Origin of the sequence: Pontiella agarivorans (genome assembly GCF_034531395.1) — a bacterium.
GTDB lineage: Bacteria > Verrucomicrobiota > Kiritimatiellia > Kiritimatiellales > Pontiellaceae > Pontiella > Pontiella agarivorans.
Genome location: NZ_JARVCO010000010.1, coordinates 788644 through 807053, shown reverse-complemented (window position 1 = coordinate 807053; position 18410 = coordinate 788644). Strand labels below are relative to the sequence as shown.

Here is an 18410-nt window from a genome sequence, read left to right as displayed (position 1 = left end):
CAGAAAAATCAATCTCTCACCCCAGCTGGAGGGTGAGAGATTTTTAAGCCTTATTATTCAATATCTAAACGCATGAAACGGGCATCAACATCAGCTGGAACAAAGTTAGTCACCCCAATCCAGTAATAATCCAACACCACTTCATCAAGCACGGTATACCCCGTATCTGTAAACGGCATCATCAAATTTTCCGTAGTCTTAAACGTATACGTCAGATCAGCTACAGGGTCGCGCGTTTTCACATAGGAATAAATAAATCCATCTACTCCGTTGACCGTATCGCTCACCATCTCACGCGTTCCCGCACTCAGTGGATCCAGCGGATCACCGCCTAATCCGAACTCTGCGATATTAGTTACCCCATCCCCATCAGGATCGGCCGTTTCCAGAGCGTCATCACCACTGAGGCCATATTGCGCAGTCCAGAAGTCGTAGGAGCTGGGCGAATTCGCAACAGTAAGCTTGAGTCCCAGAATACGCCAACGGAAACCACCATCCTCAACGTTCCCTTTAAAGAAACCGACCGCATTAATATTGGTAAAGGTCGAATTGTTTGCCGTACTGAAACCTGAAACCTCATTCATATACGCCGTCGCTCCCAGTTCCGCTACATCTGGAATAACCGCCCAAGATTCAGCCATCACATCCGGAATCGTGATCATCTGTCCATTTGCAGTTGCGGCAGTCTCACTCGCATACCATGTATCCCCGTTCCGAATCATCGCACGCAGTTTTCTGCCGCCACTCCCCGCAAAAACAAATGCATTTAATTCGTAGCCAACCTGAAACTCAGTTGCATCAACAGCTCCTGGTGTAGCCCAATCCTCTTCTTTGAAGTAGATCATGCCCACGCCGGTGGCTCCATTGCGGATGTCCCAATCAATGACTTCCTGTCCGGCGGCACCATTGCCTCCGCTGTTCAATCGCGGTGCATAGCCGTTACTTCCGGTTCCTCCGCGCAGGTTTTCTGTCGAACCCTGAAGAACGCCATAAACCCCCTCTCCTTCACCGCCGCCATAATTAAATGCGAACGGTGTATCATGGGCCACTACGGTGGTAATGCCATCAACCGTTGATTTATTTGACAGGTCGAAGTAGTACGTAAAGCCTGGGAAATAATCCCAATGAAATACTGTTGAGATCGCGGCAGGCACTCCGAAGACTTCAGCAGAATCAGCCGCTCCCACATCCGCATCAAAAACAGACTCCACATAGTAATAATTTGTCTGCCCATTATACCGAGGCAAATCGGTATATGTGGCATCTACCTGATTTGCCAGCAAGGAGTAAGGCCCCCCGGATTGCTCAGAAAAATAGATATTAAAGCCGATCGATTCCAACGGCTCCGTCCAGGACAAGGTAACCGTTCGATCGCTGCCAACCGCCTCAAGGTCCGTAACAGCCGCTGCAACCGGCAAAACACTCTCTATTTTTTCAACGCGCAACGCATCAATCGTCACATGGACCAATGAATTGGTTCGCGGGGTAGGTGCATCGTGAATATCATCCGCATCTTCATGATGCGCCATTCCAAAGTATGCCGTTGACGAATTATATAATTCTGAACGTGAGTAAACCACCGGACTGGACTCGCTATAGGTTAATCCTGTCACCTTATTGGATACGGTTGCCGATGCAATATAGACATCCTGATCCCGCGTCTTACGAATCGACCACTCCAAGTTCAACTCATCCGTCACCATATCTTCACCGGTTTTTGGATCCCAACCTAAGCTGGTCTGCCCTACCGTCGACAACATCCGAAGGCTGTTTCCCGATGAAGCAAAGAGAATCTCCAGATTCCCTGTTGCGCGAGTGTATATGTTAATTAAGCCCATACTGCCATCATTAGCGTCCAGCCCTTTCGAGGGATCTGAGGTTAGTCCCAACAAAAATACCGTTTGATTGCCAAAGGTAGCAACCGTTCCCCCTTCAACCGGGTCCGCTGTTAATTTAAAATCAAGAGAGCCACTCCACTCATTGTCCTCAACATTATCCATCAGTTTATCGAGATAGACACTATTTCCGACCTGCGTATCAAACGAATCTCTCGTGGAAACGGTATCCGCCGCCCCGTTTCCGGCCGTATCAATCACATTAAAAGCCTGATTCGAAGTCGACTCAATCCACACCCACCGTTGCTGTCCGGCAAGGTTACCGTCCACATAGCCATCAGCAGCCGTAAATTCTGTATCAACAATTGTTCCCACATGGATTTCTTTGGGAGTGGCAGCCACTTCCAAAGAATTACTAGACCCATACCCCTCATAATTAGCAGCAACGACATAATAATAGGTTGTGTCATTCATCAGGTTAAGATCTAAAAAAGAGGTTCCATTGGTCGTCGCAACCGTTGTATACGGCCCCCCCATCGTTTCAGATCGCTTCACCGAATAGTCAGAAGCCTCAACAACAGGATTCCATGTAACCGTAACTTCTTGGTCATATGAACTGGCCATCACTCCTTCAGGAGCAATAATAACCGGTGCGACACCACTGTTTTTCACCACTGAAAGTGAATCGATCTCAATATCAACATGGATTTCATCACCTTCTGAATTGATGCTGTGCTGTCCCATATATCCCATGGAAAATATCGGATCAGTCGCCGCATAAATTTTCGTACGATCCGTGGACACCGCTTTTGCATCTGGATCAGCCAACGCCCCCAGCGTTCTTCCTGTAACGGTATATCCACTGTTCAAATTGGTTAGACCACCCCAAGCAACATAGGTATCCGACCCGAGCGACTTTCGCACGGTCCAATAAAACCGCAAATCATCGGTTTCGAAATCCTGAATATCCGCACTCTCTACATTCCAGCCCAGGTTGGTTCCATGAGCAACCTGCATGAAGCATAGCTCCCCGTCATCTTCAGATGCCAGATAAGCTTCCAAGCGACCTGTAGCAGCTCGAACTCGCAAGTTCACCATCACGCAATCACTTCCAGAGCGAGAAGGAAGATTCGTATCACTCGCGGTCAATCCGGCCAAGAAAATGGTCGTATTTACTGAATAATCTTCGCCATAGCCTTGCCCGGCATCCGTCATATTCAACTTGAAGTCCATCACCCCAGTCCACTCGTCTCCGGCCTCGTTTCCTGCGGATTCCGTATCCAAATAAACATAACTTGCGTTGGTATAAGTCGCATCTGTTGAGCTCAAAACGGCTGCTGTCGCATCCACATCAAACGCGGTATCACCTATCGCATTTGAAGAAACATTAAGCTCTACCCAGTTGTTCTGACCTGCCAATTCTCCATCGGCATATCCTTCGCCGGTGCTAAACTGCACGTCTAAGAGTGTAGTTTGCGCTATTGCACAGGATGCTATACCTGCACATATGGACAGCATTAGTCTCTTTTTTTTCATGCTCATCTCCCTATTTCAGTCTCGCGACTCCCACAGGCCCATGTGGAACTCTTTTAACTCAACTGTTATATGAGGTTTACCACGATTTTCATTTCCGACAATGCATACAAAAGTATGCATTGCGACAGACCTGTCTATTGCTAAAGGAATTGGAACCCAAACCGTTTTATCAAACGATGTACGAGTTCTTCCGAACCCGTCCAGGCCTTCATTTTTTTTACCGGGCACCGATGCGCTCTGTCATTAATCAGCTGAGTTTCCGACACATCGGCCCCCCCTCTTTCGGTTCTTCATCAGCTTAGGCAAATACGCCTAATAAAAACCACAAGAGGTACAGCGGCCTTCAATCCGGCGAAGTCATGGGCATAATTGAGAGACTTTCTGCCCCCTCAACCAGACCGCCGGTCAGCACCCTCTATTACGACGATCTGCTTAAGCGGCATCCCATTCAGCAGAACCTGAAACTTACCCGCTGCACCTCGCGCATTTCACGGAGCCTTCAATACTGTTTTTTTACTCATAAACAAACTGAACCGTTGCAGTGGTATCTGAATGACAGACCGCTCGAACCCAGTATGCACTGAAGCCTTCCGGGAAGGTATGCGTTACCGCTTTGCCGGCTTCCGTTTTAAATGAGCGATAAGGAACCCAAATTCCGGTGCCATCCACATCCACTTCAAGCGAAATCTCAGTCGGAGTTGCACTCTCAAGCGTCACGCTCTTTTTGTCATAGGCGGTCATGATATACGGATCGGAAGGGATGCCCTCTTTTACGCGGCTGTTTTTCCATGGCCCGCCATGACCGCGTACTTTTCCGAGTTTCCAGAGATCATCTACAACGCCTGCCCAAACGGCCGCTTTACCATCGGAACTGCGAAAGATATGGTCACTTTCCGTAGCGATATCCAGCCCCGTAAACAAAAGTAATCCGGCATGTGAGCAAAAGTCGTGAATAACCAGGTTATGCGTCGCGATCGGACGAACCTTAGCCATGCCCTGCGCATTTCGTGCCGGGAGCTCATAGAACGTGCCATGCAGATTTAAAAGGTCCCGTTCGGTTGCGACCTCACGACAGACGCGCGAGCCGTCATTAGAGTAAGCGTCGTTTTTAGGGAAACGCCACCGCTGTCCATCTTCTTCCACAATCACCGATGCATCATCGACTCGATACGAATGCTTGGGCTGTTTCACTGAGCGCATCAGTTCCGTCGCTTTTTTAGCATCGTTAATCTTAACCCATTCCATTCTGGAATTGAGCTCATAGTACTCATTTTCAGAAAGAGCCAGCCCCAGCGTTTTATGGTCCATACTGCGCATGACGCCCTTTAGAGAGGCCTCCTGATACTGTGTGACTATTCCAGCAAACAGCGGACTGTTTAAAGCCGAACGCGTATCCCGGTTACGATAATGGAAATGAGCCGTAACCCCGCTTGCCGCCCCTTCCGATTTCAAACGAATCCAACTGCCTGCTTCATCAGCGGAAAAGAGATGCGATACCGCACCTTTTGCGGGCACCGTTATAGAACGAAGCGGCGTCCATTCATTGGTGCCTTCACGGTCAACTTCCAGCACAAAAGTAATCGGTGTCGCGGCATCATGCTTAAGCTGAAGCAGGCGATAGTCGTAACCGGAGAAGAGATAGGGATCACTGACGGCCCCTTTTTCAATGGAATCATTCAACCAAACCGAACCACGGCCGATTGCGACTCCAAAGTGGTCCAGCTGTTTTGGATTAATAAACCATAGGTTGGAGTTGGATTCCTGTGCGGCACTTTCGCGAGGCTTGAACGAACGCTTGTTGAGGAATTCAGATCGCGCAGAGTCATCGCATCCCAGCACCAGCCGGTTATTCCACAGACAAAAGTCACCGATTACTTTCAGGTAGTTGGAACGAGGGGCAATCCCGGCAGAATTGGCTTTTGTAAACGTAGGAGGAAAAGACCAAAAGGTTCCGTGCATAGTGGCCAGATAATCTGACTCCCCAATATCACGAATACGCGGCCACTCGGTATTCCAGCCATGAGCGCCATCATAGCTATGGCTTCCCTTAGGCAAACGGTAAAATGTCCATTCTTCATCTTCAAGCAGAGCGAGCAGAACAGAGCGTGCATCCCACCCCATTGACCAAACGGGATCCTGGGAAAAAGCATTCCCCTCAAGACCTCCGGCGCCTGTAATTTCAGTAAACTGGTTGCGACGGACCAATTCCCAGTCGCCTTCCCCAAACCATTGGGCCAATGCTCCAGATTCTGTAGTTGGATCCTTCCGGGCTTCCGGACTGTGCTGACCATTGTTTGAATAGATCAGGCGGCCTTGGCCGGTATAGAGTCCTTTTCCGTGATACCCGGGAAGCTTGCTCCGGATTCCGGCTTTAGGAGCTTTTCCATTTCCGTCCCGAATAAGTGTTTCCACCTCAAGTGTATGAATATTTACGGAGTAAAGCCCTTCCTCCATTGTGGCGTAGTAGACGTGGTTTATCGGATCTTTAAGGTGGCGAGCGGTTCCAGTGAGTCGGCCATACATTTTCGAGGGCGGAATCACCCGAACGTTCGCTTGCGTATCCACCAGATACGGGCCGATCAGCAGTTGCTTTGATTCTTTATGAATCATGCGATTGGCCGGAGTTCCCCCCACACTTCCCTCAAAAATCGTCTGCTTTAAATCGGGGGAAATAATATAGAGCTTGTCAGAAGAACCGCCTGGAAGGTGCGGAGCATAGGTGATGGCATAAAGATTGCCCAGCCATGGAACGACGGCACCTGTGCCGCATTCACCTTCATCATTCCACATGGCGAGGTGCGGATAGACGCCTGAAATATTAATAGGTTCTGCTGCTTTAGTTATTTGAACTGCCAACAGTATAGTGGAGGCACCGACGAGAACTCTTGTGGTTAATTTTTTCATGATACCTGATATGGTTTCGAAATTTGAATCGGACACAAAAAAATACAATTATTTTTCAAAACGGATTAATTGAGACGATTCGTTTTCATGAGGCACTGGATTTTTTCCTGATCCAGCGCGGTATCAAAGAGATAGATTTCATCAAGGGCGCCTCTGAACAATTTCCGATTAGGAGATTTTTTATATCCGATATTGCGCCCAAACGTTAGAGCATGCGATTTCGGAGCATCCAGACGGGTGGATATCGGCGCCACCGATTTGCGGGCGGTCATTTCGAGCTGACCATCTACATAAAGAAGAATGTGGGTGGAAACATCAGCCTGATCTCCGCCATACATGACGATAGCAATGTGATGCCACTGATTATCACGAAGATCCGTAGTTCCTATAACCGGGGCACTCATGGTCCCAATACGGAGGCAGCCCAGAGGACCTTCTTTCTCATCCGGGTTGGGTGAAATCTGCCAAGCCGACCCCGGTTCCATGAGCCCCCAGCCCAGCATGCCATACCCCTCATTGATGGAAAAATCTGCCGGGATTTTTGACCAAAAAGCCACCGTACGGGGATGATTATCGCCAATTCCCGGAAAATCGGTGGTGACATAACTATCTTTTCCGTTGAAATACAACGCACGATCAAAGACACCCTCAACGACCGAGGGACCGGATCCGTTATCAGTCATTGATTTGAGCGTGCCAGGATAGTGCTGACCGGCAATACCGGTTCCACCGCAATGCGCAATGTGAGTGGTGTTGTTGAAAGACCAGTGCAAATATTCCGGATGGTTCGCGGAACGCCCCGGCAAAGCCCTGCGAAAAAGCTGCGGATTACTGGTAATCAGTTTAGCCTGCTCATGCGCATTAAAAACCATAGCTTCATTTTTTACCAGATTAGCAAAAGGCCCCCGCTGTAAAGAACGGGCTTTCACCTCCCCTTCCAGCACATGAACTTCAGAACCTCCTGATGGCGTAACGGAGATACCGAATTCGGTTCCGAGATCGATAACTTCAGCATTCGGAGTCAGGACAGTAAAACCAATGGCCTGTTCAGGAACTCGCGCCACCAAACGCCCCTGATGCACAACGACAAGATCGGAAGAACGAACCTCAAACTCTATCGGCGCTTCCAGAATTAGCTTCACACCGTTATCCATGGTCACCTCTGAATAGCCATGCGTGAGTTCAAGCAAATCGCCTGGAAGTTTTTCGCCCGGACTCAATTGATCCGTCCCCCATACAGCATCAGTCGTCATTGTGATATGTCCGAAAGCTTGCGGATTCGGTTTAAAAATGAACAGAAGACTTATTGCCAGGCAGGCTGCCGCCGCAAACCAGGCAAGTGGTTTTATATAGTTCACTTTCCTGAAAGCAATTTGATGACGTACTTTTTCCGCAAACAGTTCCCCGTCTTTTATTTTAAGGCGCTGAATAACTTCAGCACTAAACAGCGAGCAATCATCTTCACTGCAATGAGCCAGTAAGCGGTCAATGATGGTAAGGTCAGTCACCCGGCTCAGTAATTGAGGGTCCTTCCGACAGGCTTCTAAAAGGTCTTCTGCAACCGGTTCTCCGGCCATATAAGCAGCAATGAGCTGTTCATTTTGTTTGTTCATGACACCCCTTCGCTTTTTTGTTCAATACAGCGGCGGAGCTGATCCCGCAAACGATGTAGCCGCATGGTCATCGTGGAGTGCCGAACGTTCATCGTTTCGGTAATTTCTTTAATAGAAAGTCCTTCGTAATAGCGTAATTGGAGAAGGCCGGCCATTGGACCATCGAGTTTAGTCATGCACCGTTTAAGGGCGGTCATCATCTCAGATTCGGTCTTGGCGGAACATTGATGCTTAACTTGCAGATTGATCAGCTCTTCAAGCTCAACAGCACCACCGACAGGATGGGCCCGATGCTTACGAAAATAATTTTTCAACAGATTGAGCGCAATCGTACGAATCCAAGGTCCAAACGGCTTTTCCGGATTGAATTGATCCAGCTTTCGGAAAGCAATAATAAAGGCATCCTGAGCCAAGTCATCTGCTTCGTGGGCGGAGGAAAGCCGCACACTCAAACACGCACGCACATTGGATTGGTAACGAATTACCAGCTCCGAAAATGCATCGAGATCATCATTTTGTGACCTCACAATAAGCTCAGCGTCTTCCATACGTCCAATCCAGGTTACTGCAATCTATACCCTAAATGGTCAGATACCTCCATGTTGACACACCGAATCTGAGTTTTTTTTCAAATCATCTCTTCCGCCGTGTGTCGTTTACCTGACCAGCAGACTGCACCGCGATGATTTCAGACCTTCCGATACTGCCGATATGCGAATCGGCCCGCCGAACATTCCCGCCTTCACAATCAGCATGCAAAGGCCATTGAAAGCGGTACGGTAATCTGCAACAAACGGTTCGGTCGTAGCGGCATTGCCATTACCCACACCGACTATCTTTCCTGCTCCTTCAACCTGAAACCGAACCAGATTGTCGGCCAATGGACACAGATTTCCGTCGGCATCCTCGATTCGAACGGTGACATACGACAGGTCAACTCCATCGGCAGAAAGGTCCGAACGGTCAGGAGACAGCGCAATTTGAGCCGGCTTGCCCGCCGTCTTTATTTCCTTTTCCGCTACCGGCTTACCTCCGATATATCCGACCACTTTCAAGCTGCCCGGTGCGTACGGCACCTCCCATGACAAGCGGTACTTCGACATAAAATGGTTTGATTTATATCGGTTAAACTTAACCAAAAGCTTCGTCAAATCCTTGCCCTTGATCTTGCGCCCGAATGACTTCCCATTAACAAAAAGCTCCACCTCTTCACAGTTGGTATACGCGTAGACCGGAATATTTTCGTGGCCCGAGCCCTCCCAGTTCCAGTGCGGCAGTACATGCACCATCGGCTTTTTGGTCCACTGGCTTTGGTAGAGGTAGAATCGATCCTTCGGGAAACCGCAAAGATCAACCGCACCGAAATACGAACTGCGTGCCGGCCAGTCACCGTTCCAATAACCATTCGTGCTGTTGTCCTTTCCTCCGTAGGGCGTCGGCTCACCCAGATAGTCGAAACCGGTCCAGATGTATTCGCCGAGAATTTCCGGATTACGTTCCAACGCATCGAATTCAACATCCGGCGGATAAGCCCATGGAGGACCGATCAGATCGTAACTGCTGACCTGCTTCGAAGAATGCGTTTTATATTTTTTAATCGGAAGATGATAAACCCCGCGACTGCTGGTACACGATGAAGTCTCAGAACCCACCACCGGATTGTTAGGCAGGTACGCATTCACCGCTTCCCCATAGTCCAACGGCTTATAGTTCATCCCGGCGATATCGATCTGAGCGGCCATACCGTTTTTATAGGGAGTCGGCCACTTGTTAAAGCCGCAGGTGGTTGGACGGGTTGTATCCAGTTCCTTCACATAACCGTCTAACCTGCGCGCAATGGCCGGACCCTCAACGGAATCCCTTTGCTCTCCGATTTCATTACCGATACTCCACATAAAAACACTCGGATGGTTGCGATCGCGCCGCACCATATCCTTAAGATCCCGCTCAGCCCATTGCTTGAAAAATTTATTATAGCCGTTCTTCACCTTCTGTCGTTCCCAGACATCAAAGGCCTCGTCCATCACCAACAGACCCAGTTCATCACAAAGATCAAGCAATTCATTTGAAGGCGGATTATGACTTGTGCGAATCGAATTTGCGCCCATCGCCTTCATAATCTGTAACTTGCGCTCAATCGCCCGGCGGTTAACCACTGCACCTAACGGACCATTATCATGATGCAGGCAGACACCCTGAATACGTACTTTCCTGCCGTTCAGCCAAAAGCCTTCTTTGCTAAACTTCAAGGTCCTAATTCCAAACCGGGTCACCGTTTGATCCACCACTTCACCCCGGACATAAACCGTAGTCCGAAGCAGATAAAGATTGGGAGAATCGATATCCCATCGTTTCGGGTTTTTAATACGCAGTTCAGATGACGTGCCACGGGCCACGATCTGGCCGTCCGGATCCACGACTTCATATTCACAGGATCCGCTACCGACCAACGCAGTTTCCACATTCACCGTTGCCCATGCATCGGAAACCTCCGGCGTGGTTACAAAAGTACCCCACTGCGCCACATGCGTTGAATCGCGAACATCCAACCAGACATTACGATAAAGACCGGCGCCCGGATACCACCGCGAAGAGAGATCTTCCGGTTTCAGTTGTACAGCGATCTCATTTGATCCGCCATAGTTCAGATACGAACTGATATCGTATTGAAATTCAATATAACCAAACGGACGGTTCCCCAGAAAATGGCCGTTAATCCAGACATGCGCGTTATACATGGCCCCATCAAAAACAATCGAGATTACCTTGCCTTTAAGCTCGGCAGATACATCAAATGATTTTCGATACCATCCCGTTCCGTGAAATGGCAGGCCACCGCACCGGGCGTTGTATTTGATATCAAAAGGGCCCTCGATCGCCCAGTCATGCGGAAGATCGAGCGGACGCCAGGATGAATCGTCGAACCCGGATGCTTCGGCACCGGGCGCTTCGCCTTTGTGAAAGCGCCAATCGGTATTGAATGATTTCCGCATCCCGGAAAAATCAGAATCCACTCGTCCGCCCTTCGCCACAGTCGTTAAAACCGAACAGGCTATTGCGGCATCAATAAACCTTCTTCTGTTCATAGTCATGCCATCCTCTCACATGAGTCGTATTAAAGTGCATGTCAAAGTCGTGATCGGGATCCGTTATTCCACGCTTTTAAGTTGTTCGTAGTATTCGGACTTCCAGCCGATCGGCGGAACCCCGAGTTTAAACCAGTTGCAAAAAGCTTCCGTCATTTTACTGGAGGTCTCCGGATGCTGCGCGATCACATTTTCCGTTTCCCCCGGATCCTGCTCGATATTGAATAACATCGGCGGTCCCATCTCCATAATCTGAACCAACTTCCACGGACCTTGACGTACCGCCCAGGAGGGAGGCGGACCGGCCATGTCATAGCCCGGTGTTTGCATCGTTATGTCATCAAAATGCGACCCTGCCCAGAACAGTTTCCGTTCCGGATTCAGGTCTTGAGCAGATTCCAGCGCCGGCAGCAGATTCATTCCATCGAGGAGTTCATCCTCCGGTGCAGCAATACCCGATGCATCGAGAGCTGTAGGCAGAATATCGAGCGCAATGGCCAATTGTTCGCGGACCTGGCCGGCCGGAATACGTTGAGGCCAGCGAACCATCATGGGCACTTTAACTCCGCCATCAAACTGAGCTCGCTTAAATCCGCGCAAGTCTCCGTTGCTGCCTTCCCACCAAACAGGCAGTCCGCCGTTATCACTCAGGAAAAAGACCAGCGTATTATCTTCTTTACCGATTTGTTTTAACGCATCAAGAACCTGACCCACTCCATTATCAAGCTCTTCAACCATGGCCACCCGAACAGCATCTCTCTCTGGAAGGTTAGGGTATCGATCGACCGTTTCCTGAGGAGCCTGTGATGGGCCATGAACCGCATTGTAGGCCAGATAAAGAAAGAAAGGTTTGTCGCCGCTGCGCTCCATGAAATCCACCGCACGTTCGGTAAACGCGCGAGTCAAATAATCATGTTGCTTCACTTTCTTGCGCCCATCAAAAAGGATAGGCGATTTAAAGTAGTCCGTCTGGGCATTATCGAAACCAAAATATTCGTCGAATCCTTTTTCCAATGGATGCTGCCCAGGCGTTGTTGATCCCAGATGCCACTTGCCGATCATAGCGGTGGCATATCCTGCCTCCTTAAAATAGCCCGCCATCATGGATTGGTCGGCCGGGACCCCTCCAGCCTGAGCATCCTTGTTGGTGTAATAGCCAAAGCGCTGCGGATAACGGCCGGTCATAATACCGGCCCGTGACGGGCCGCATACGGAACAGGTCACATAGGCTTCAGTAAAACAAGCCCCTTCAGCTCCTATCCGATCAATGTTCGGGGTAGAGGCCCATTTGCTATCCCCACCATACGAAGTGGTAATCCCATACCCGTAATCATCAGTGAGAATAATCAGAATATTAGGCGGCTCAGCAGCTTGAGTGACGACGCAAAGCAAGCCTGCAATGTTCAGAAAAAATTTTATCGTATGTCTTATCATCCTTTAATCCTCATAGATTTTTCTACAGCGTGAACCGCCCGTACTTCTCCCCATTATCAGTCCCCTCTTCCTATAACGTAATCCGGAAAGCATAAGCGGCGGAATCAGCGGCACCGGAAGGGAACATGATGCGGAGTTCGGAGTCAGACTGACTCCATTTAAGATCGCCTGCATAGCCAATCAGTTCGACCGTACAGACCTTTTTACCATTGACCCCCGTCAGAACCACTTCGCGGTCCGGTCGGGCCAGCACCATCGCGTAGACGGTTGAGCCATCTTTACTTTTCGTGTAGCGAATGTCCTTCTCGGTATATTTCAACTTGCCGGAAAAACTGCCTTCTTTCCGGAGTTTCGTCGGACCTTCTCCCGCCACGTTCCAAGGTCGCGTATCATAGATTGCTTCCCCGTTCACTTTCATCCAGGCGCCCAATCCACGTAACAGATCCTTCTGGGCTTCAGGAATAACCCCATCGGAATTCGGGCCGACATTAAGCAACAAACAGCCATTCTTACTGACAATATCCACCAGCTCATCCACCAGTTCATCAGCCGTTTTATCCATATCACGATTCGAAAAGAACCAACCCGGTTGTGCCGTATCATCGGTCAACCAAGGGTTTTTCTGCATATCCTTAACCCGACCCTTTTCATAGTCAATGATCGCACCCGGCAGATAAGGAGAATAGTTTTTCACGGTCGTGGCGACCTCCTTACCCTCTTTCAGTCCATGATTATAATAGTCAGCGAGGAAGGGATACATCAGATCGTCAGGAATATCGCGAGTCCCCATATCGAGCCAGACCATGTCCGGATCATATTTCTCAATATACTCATTCAGTAATCCTCTCCACCATTTCCGGAAACGAGGCGAAAGCGGATCACCCATTTCATGCGGCTCGAAATAGAGATCCACATTAGCCGGATCAGCGCCATCAAATTCATAGGACGGAATAAAATACCGCCAAGTGTGGCTGTGGTGAAATGAAGCGACAAACTTCATCCCGCGCTTGCGGATTTCACGCTCCAGCTCGGCGGAAAAATCCTGACCCGCCATATCGCCGGCATTCCAGCGCGTGACGTCGGACGCCCACATCGGATAGCCGTCGTGATGAATGGCTACCGGTCCCGCAAAACGGGCACCGGCCTCCAAAAACAGATCCGCCCACTCCGCGGCATCAAACTGCGTGGGTTTAAAGGTTTTTATAACATCCTTCCATCCAAACTCCGCCGGATCACCATACTTCTCCACATGCCCTGTGTAGGCTGGATGCGGTCCCTTACCCTTAACTTCCAGATGACCGTTGAGTTTTTCATCGCGGCAATACATATGAAACGGATACCAGCCGCAACCCACATTTTCATTTCCCACGGTGGTCGGTGTCCAGTGCGTATAAATACCCAGCTTGGCATCCCTGAACCATTCCGGTGTTTGGTGTGCATTGAGCGAATCATAGGTCGGTTTATAATGCTCCGCGGCCTTCGCTCCAGCAGCAGCAACAACAAAAATCCCTAGAGAAATCATTTTTATATTCATATGATGTTTTATCCTACGTCGTTAATTTAAACCCCATGCCGTACGAACCTTTGCCGCATATTTTTCAATCAATTCTTTGTATTTGGGATCTTCCGCGAGATTATTCCACTCACCGGGATCCTTTTTCAGGTCAAATAACTTATATCCCTTGTTATTCTTGAGAATCGTAAAGCGGTACTGATCAGTCACCAGCCCGTAATGATTCCCCGCACTGGTAAATGCCTCTCCTCCAATATTCGCCACTGGATTTTTCAACAAAGGGACCAGGCTTTTCCCATCAAGTTGTACACAGGACGGCACAGAAGTTTCTGCCAACTCCAGCAAGGTCGGGTAGATATCAATATTTTCAACCACCCGTTCCACCACCTGTCCGGACTTCGTTCCCGGCACACGAAAAATAAGCGGGCACCGAAGGGATACGTGATAAGGTGTATTCTTTCGCCAAAGCCCGTGGTCGGTCAAATGGTAGCCATGATCGCCCCACAGAACCACAATCGTGTCCTTCTCCAGTCCCAGCACCTTTAATTCAGCGAGCAGTTTTCCCACCTGCGCATCGACGTAGGTCGTGCTGGCCATGTAACCTCGGATCAGCTTCTGCGCCTGCTCATCCGTAACCCCCTCGTTCCATTCTCCATTGGCACCGACGCCGGACTTCAGGTCCTGTTTGTCGAGAACACGGCGCCCCTCAGGCACATAGGCCAGTTTACCGGCATCTTCAGGGTACATATCAAAATATTTTTTCGGAGCCACCCACGGCATATGCGGACGGGAGAAACCGGCCACAATGAAGAACGGTCTATTTTTCGGCCGGTTGCGCAACAGTTCGATCGTTTTATCAGCCACCTTGCCGTCGTTAAGCAGATTGTCCGGCCCGTCAATGGATGCCCAAACCAATGCACCGTTACCTTTCCGGTCCTGATTCATCTTGTCCATCTGATCCTGACGACCGCCCCACTCCACCATCTTCGATTCAATTTCCGGTGACCAGTCATGGATATCATCGATCCAGAATTCCCCAGGAACATCCCAGGCCTCCACATCGGCTTTCGGCACACCGCCATGATAAAATTTACCATGCACTGCTGTGTAGTACCCCGCATTGCGAAGCGTTTTCGGCAAAGTCTGCTGCACCGCGATCATGTCGTGAAATTTACCCGAGGTTCCATCCGGCAATTTATTATTTGTCACCCGCTTTCCGATATTAAGTGCCGCGCGCGAAGGCAGACAAAGGGGATAACACACATAGGCACGATCGAACCGTGTTCCTTCAGCCGCCAGCCGGTCGATATTCGGCGTGATCGGCTCCGGCTCACCGTAACACCCCAGCTGGGGACGCAAGTCGTCGATCGCAATAAAGAGAATGTTTGGTTTATCCGCGGCAAGCGCTGTCGCAGCAGCCAACGCGCAAACCGATAACAGAGTTGAAATACAGTTTTTCTTCATGACACTCCTTTCTAAAGGGGCAGCCTTATCCCCCGAGTCCTTAGTAAAGTAACGGATGTATCCTTTTCGGATAGCTAGACGAAAGTATGTGTGAAAGCACAGGTCCGGATCCGGAGATTCGGCCAGACGATGAACACGCCCATCCATTCGCTCATTCGCGCTCTGTATCAATCGTAGTCAGCCCGGACTCGATCCTGTGTTTACGCTCATTAATTACGAGGGTGTAGGGAGCGCTGCTCTTAACCGTCACCGTCCGTTCACCATCAAACAGGATATCCGTCACAATATGGCCGAATTTCAGATTTCTGATTCCATGCCGGCCATCCTGATGCAGACGCCACTCAATCTTTTTTCCCGGCGCATCGATAACATGGAATCCAAGCACATTCTCGATGAAGAGAGAAATCGGTCCCAGTGCCGACCAACCGCAAAAGTCGGGGCGAACCAGTTTTCCATTATGATCAGCGGGCGTATCGCGCGTCGGGCTGTAGCACTCCCAAATGGAGCTCGGTTTATAGCCTTCATAGGTGCGAAGCATATGCGATAAAAGCCGCTCTGCAGCCTCATCCGCCTCGTCAAAATAACCGTATTTCTCCAGCGCCTTCGTCCCCATGTAGGCCGTCGGAAGCCAGATACCGCCACGCCAATAGTTTCCATCCGGTGTTGTGAAACCGGGATCACTGCGCGCCACCGTCACCCAGGGCCGCTCCCCGCCGAATGCTTCCGGATTTCGAATGTGTTCAACCATTTTACCGGCCTGTTCCGGACTGCATAATTCCGCAAGCATCGCCCAATATGAAGCGGGCGTTTTAACCTTAAGATGCCTGCCGGTCGAGGGATCAACATCATAGTATATGCCATCTTCTTCATTCCAATACAGTTCGTTAACCTGGTCTTTGATTTCCTGATACGTTTCATTCCAGGATTCGGCGATCTCAGTTTGCCCAATCTGCTCCGCCATACGACTTATATACAGCGCAGAGAGTGCCTGCTGGGAAATGGCATCAATCCAGAGCCCGCCCTTGCGTGGCGTGTTATCCATGCCGCTTTGAACCCCGCTCCACTGGAATCCGTTTTCAGTTTTCTTCAACCGAACAGGTACGCTTTTTTTTCGTCGCTGCGCCTTGGAATAAAATCGCCATCCGGTAGGTGCCTTATCAAACCACTTATAGTGTTTCTGAAGATACTTCGTCCCGATCAGCAGGTTAACAGCATGAGCACGGTCTCCCGTGACCATAAAGTTTTCATATTCAACCCAGGCAAAAAGTGGCGGATTATCCGGATGCTGGATATTCAGCGGAAAAGTCCCCTTCTCAACCGACGGGTCATGAAGAGGAAAATAAAAATTATTCAAACTCTCAACTCCGGGAAACTCATCCGGAGCATACTTGCAGAACATAACCATGAAGCAGGTGTCCCAGATCCAGATCGTATCATCCCAGAATGCCTCATCGATATACCGGGGCTGAGGAAGCCCGTTCTGTTCTTTGATCTGTTCGTGCGCCAGCTCCCAGGCCTTCCAATACAACTCTACATAGCCTGGCTCCCGGTCAAAAACAGGAACCGGGACCGAGCATTTCCAATCCTTGGAAACTGCCCCCGATGCCGACGGTATTCCCGCAAGCAGGCCGCTCGCACAAAGTATCGCGGCGATGAGATGATTTCTGCACATAGGATTCTCCTGAAACAGAGTGATGATATGGATCAAGGCGCAACACTTCTGCTGATTCGCCCGGGGGGTTATCACTCATATATTGATAATACGGCCGCGATGGCGGAGCACTCACCGGTCGCGCGAATCCAGTAGGCAGTAGAACCCGAGCTTAACGCCGCACGGACTGTGGTCATTTCGATATTTTTTGTTACTGCCCGTCATCAATCAGGGAACTGAAAAATATTTTTTCCAGCAACTCAGCGATGAACACGCATCATATTTCTGTGATTCCACCTCGATGGTCAGCGGCTAAAAAATGAGTCCTAAGGTTTCATATTCGGCATTGCCCACTAATCCAAAACACAGATCACGACTGAAATTCCCTTCAAATCTCACGGGATACTCCAGTCCGAACTGCGACGGTTTCATAGCAGGTTGCTGACCGCTTTCATAATATAACCCCCCGGAAAAAGTTCCTGATTTATCTGTCTGGGTGCGTGCCAAAAGAAAGGTCTCGTCGTTGTCATTATCGAACCAAAACGCCATCAAATATTTTTTTCTCCGAACCAGGTTAAGCCGCTCCTGAAAGGTCAGTGTCAGATAGCATCCCGCCTCAATTTTCTGTCCCGAGAAATCAAACGTGTCCTCATAGAGCTGAGTGGATCTGTCCACATCAATGATTTTCACCCAGAGTTTCGGATATGAGATCCCGCTCAAGTCATGCTCTCCGGCACTCCTGACCACGATGGAGTCTAAGGTATAATCGTAGTTCAGCATAAAGGTTTGTCCTACCGTCCGGCTGACACTCGCCTCCTTTTCGGGCTTCTCGTCATCGTTACGACGAACCGGTGCACCTATTATCCTCGCTCCTTCCACATCCAGCACATTCACCAGATAGTCTTGCTCACCAAATGGTCTCGTATTATCTATAGTCAGGTTTCCGGCATACGTGATGCTCAAGCCTGATAATACCATTGCCGCAATCATCATTTTCATAGCGTTTCAATCTCCATCCGGGTGCCGACTGACCCTAAAAAAACCGTTATCTATCTGCTTACCACACTTCTTGATACCAGCAACCTATACGAACGTATGGCGCCCTCCTCTGAGTCAAGGTGCAGAGAGCTCAGAAGATTAAACCCTGCTCTCAAGCTCTCAGGAAACGCCCTGTTCTCCTCGCCGCTCGGCGGCTGCTTTTATTGGAAAGCAGGTTATCGGTCTGCTCGATCCGGTATGAGAGCCCACGGCTGGCAACATCGGTTCAACGGCGATAAATATATTCCAATACTCCACCCTGATTGACCATTTCGGTTCGATTCCCTCAGGAGTGCGGCGATAAACGGGGCCCTGCCCAACACATAGTCTACGAGG

10 protein-coding genes are annotated in these 18410 nt (G+C 49.7%); all 10 read right to left on the bottom strand.

Translation table 11 applies throughout. The features are described from left to right. Positions 1-53 precede the first annotated feature (53 nt). Positions 54-3371, bottom strand: a complete 3318-nt coding sequence (locus tag P9H32_RS10820) for a hypothetical protein (RefSeq protein WP_322608911.1) — start codon at positions 3369-3371, stop codon at positions 54-56. Between the two features lie 513 nt (positions 3372-3884). Next, positions 3885-6275: a hypothetical protein gene (locus tag P9H32_RS10815; RefSeq protein ID WP_322608910.1), complete on the bottom strand. Its 2391-nt coding sequence runs from the start codon at positions 6273-6275 to the stop codon at positions 3885-3887. Between the two features lie 65 nt (positions 6276-6340). After that, positions 6341-7888, bottom strand: coding sequence for a LamG-like jellyroll fold domain-containing protein (locus P9H32_RS10810; RefSeq protein ID WP_322608909.1), 1548 nt, complete (start codon positions 7886-7888; stop codon positions 6341-6343). Continuing rightward, positions 7885-8436 (bottom strand): RNA polymerase sigma factor, encoded by a 552-nt coding sequence (locus P9H32_RS10805; protein WP_322608908.1) that lies wholly within the window; start codon positions 8434-8436, stop codon positions 7885-7887. Before P9H32_RS10805 ends, P9H32_RS10810 begins: the two co-directional genes overlap by 4 nt. Positions 8437-8544: 108 nt before the next feature. Continuing rightward, positions 8545-10974, bottom strand: coding sequence for a glycoside hydrolase family 2 TIM barrel-domain containing protein (locus tag P9H32_RS10800; protein WP_322608907.1), 2430 nt, complete (start codon positions 10972-10974; stop codon positions 8545-8547). Between the two features lie 63 nt (positions 10975-11037). Continuing rightward, positions 11038-12408: a sulfatase-like hydrolase/transferase gene (locus P9H32_RS10795; RefSeq protein ID WP_322608906.1), complete on the bottom strand. Its 1371-nt coding sequence runs from the start codon at positions 12406-12408 to the stop codon at positions 11038-11040. Between the two features lie 70 nt (positions 12409-12478). Then, complete coding sequence (locus tag P9H32_RS10790; RefSeq protein ID WP_322608905.1) at positions 12479-13942, bottom strand: alpha-L-fucosidase; 1464 nt, start codon at positions 13940-13942, stop codon at positions 12479-12481. A gap of 21 nt (positions 13943-13963) precedes the next feature. Further along, the gene (locus tag P9H32_RS10785; protein WP_322608904.1) at positions 13964-15385 is read right to left on the bottom strand and encodes a sulfatase; all 1422 of its coding nucleotides are present in this window, start codon (positions 15383-15385) and stop codon (positions 13964-13966) included. A 151-nt stretch (positions 15386-15536) separates the two neighbouring features. Continuing rightward, positions 15537-17057 (bottom strand): MGH1-like glycoside hydrolase domain-containing protein, encoded by a 1521-nt coding sequence (locus P9H32_RS10780; protein WP_322608903.1) that lies wholly within the window; start codon positions 17055-17057, stop codon positions 15537-15539. A 291-nt stretch (positions 17058-17348) separates the two neighbouring features. Further along, positions 17349-18035: a hypothetical protein gene (locus P9H32_RS10775; protein WP_322608902.1), complete on the bottom strand. Its 687-nt coding sequence runs from the start codon at positions 18033-18035 to the stop codon at positions 17349-17351. Between the last annotated feature and the right edge of the window lie 375 nt (positions 18036-18410).

Bases quoted from the DNA above. Each gene is read 5' to 3' on its own strand.
- P9H32_RS10820 (WP_322608911.1), bottom strand. From the start codon at position 3,371: ATGAAAAAAAAGAGACTAATGCTGTCCATATGTGCAGGTATAGCATCC.
- P9H32_RS10815 (WP_322608910.1), bottom strand. From the start codon at position 6,275: ATGAAAAAATTAACCACAAGAGTTCTCGTCGGTGCCTCCACTATACTG.
- P9H32_RS10810 (WP_322608909.1), bottom strand. From the start codon at position 7,888: ATGAACAAACAAAATGAACAGCTCATTGCTGCTTATATGGCCGGAGAA.
- P9H32_RS10805 (WP_322608908.1), bottom strand. From the start codon at position 8,436: ATGGAAGACGCTGAGCTTATTGTGAGGTCACAAAATGATGATCTCGAT.
- P9H32_RS10800 (WP_322608907.1), bottom strand. From the start codon at position 10,974: ATGAACAGAAGAAGGTTTATTGATGCCGCAATAGCCTGTTCGGTTTTA.
- P9H32_RS10795 (WP_322608906.1), bottom strand. From the start codon at position 12,408: ATGATAAGACATACGATAAAATTTTTTCTGAACATTGCAGGCTTGCTT.
- P9H32_RS10790 (WP_322608905.1), bottom strand. From the start codon at position 13,942: ATGAATATAAAAATGATTTCTCTAGGGATTTTTGTTGTTGCTGCTGCT.
- P9H32_RS10785 (WP_322608904.1), bottom strand. From the start codon at position 15,385: ATGAAGAAAAACTGTATTTCAACTCTGTTATCGGTTTGCGCGTTGGCT.
- P9H32_RS10780 (WP_322608903.1), bottom strand. From the start codon at position 17,057: ATGTGCAGAAATCATCTCATCGCCGCGATACTTTGTGCGAGCGGCCTG.
- P9H32_RS10775 (WP_322608902.1), bottom strand. From the start codon at position 18,035: ATGAAAATGATGATTGCGGCAATGGTATTATCAGGCTTGAGCATCACG.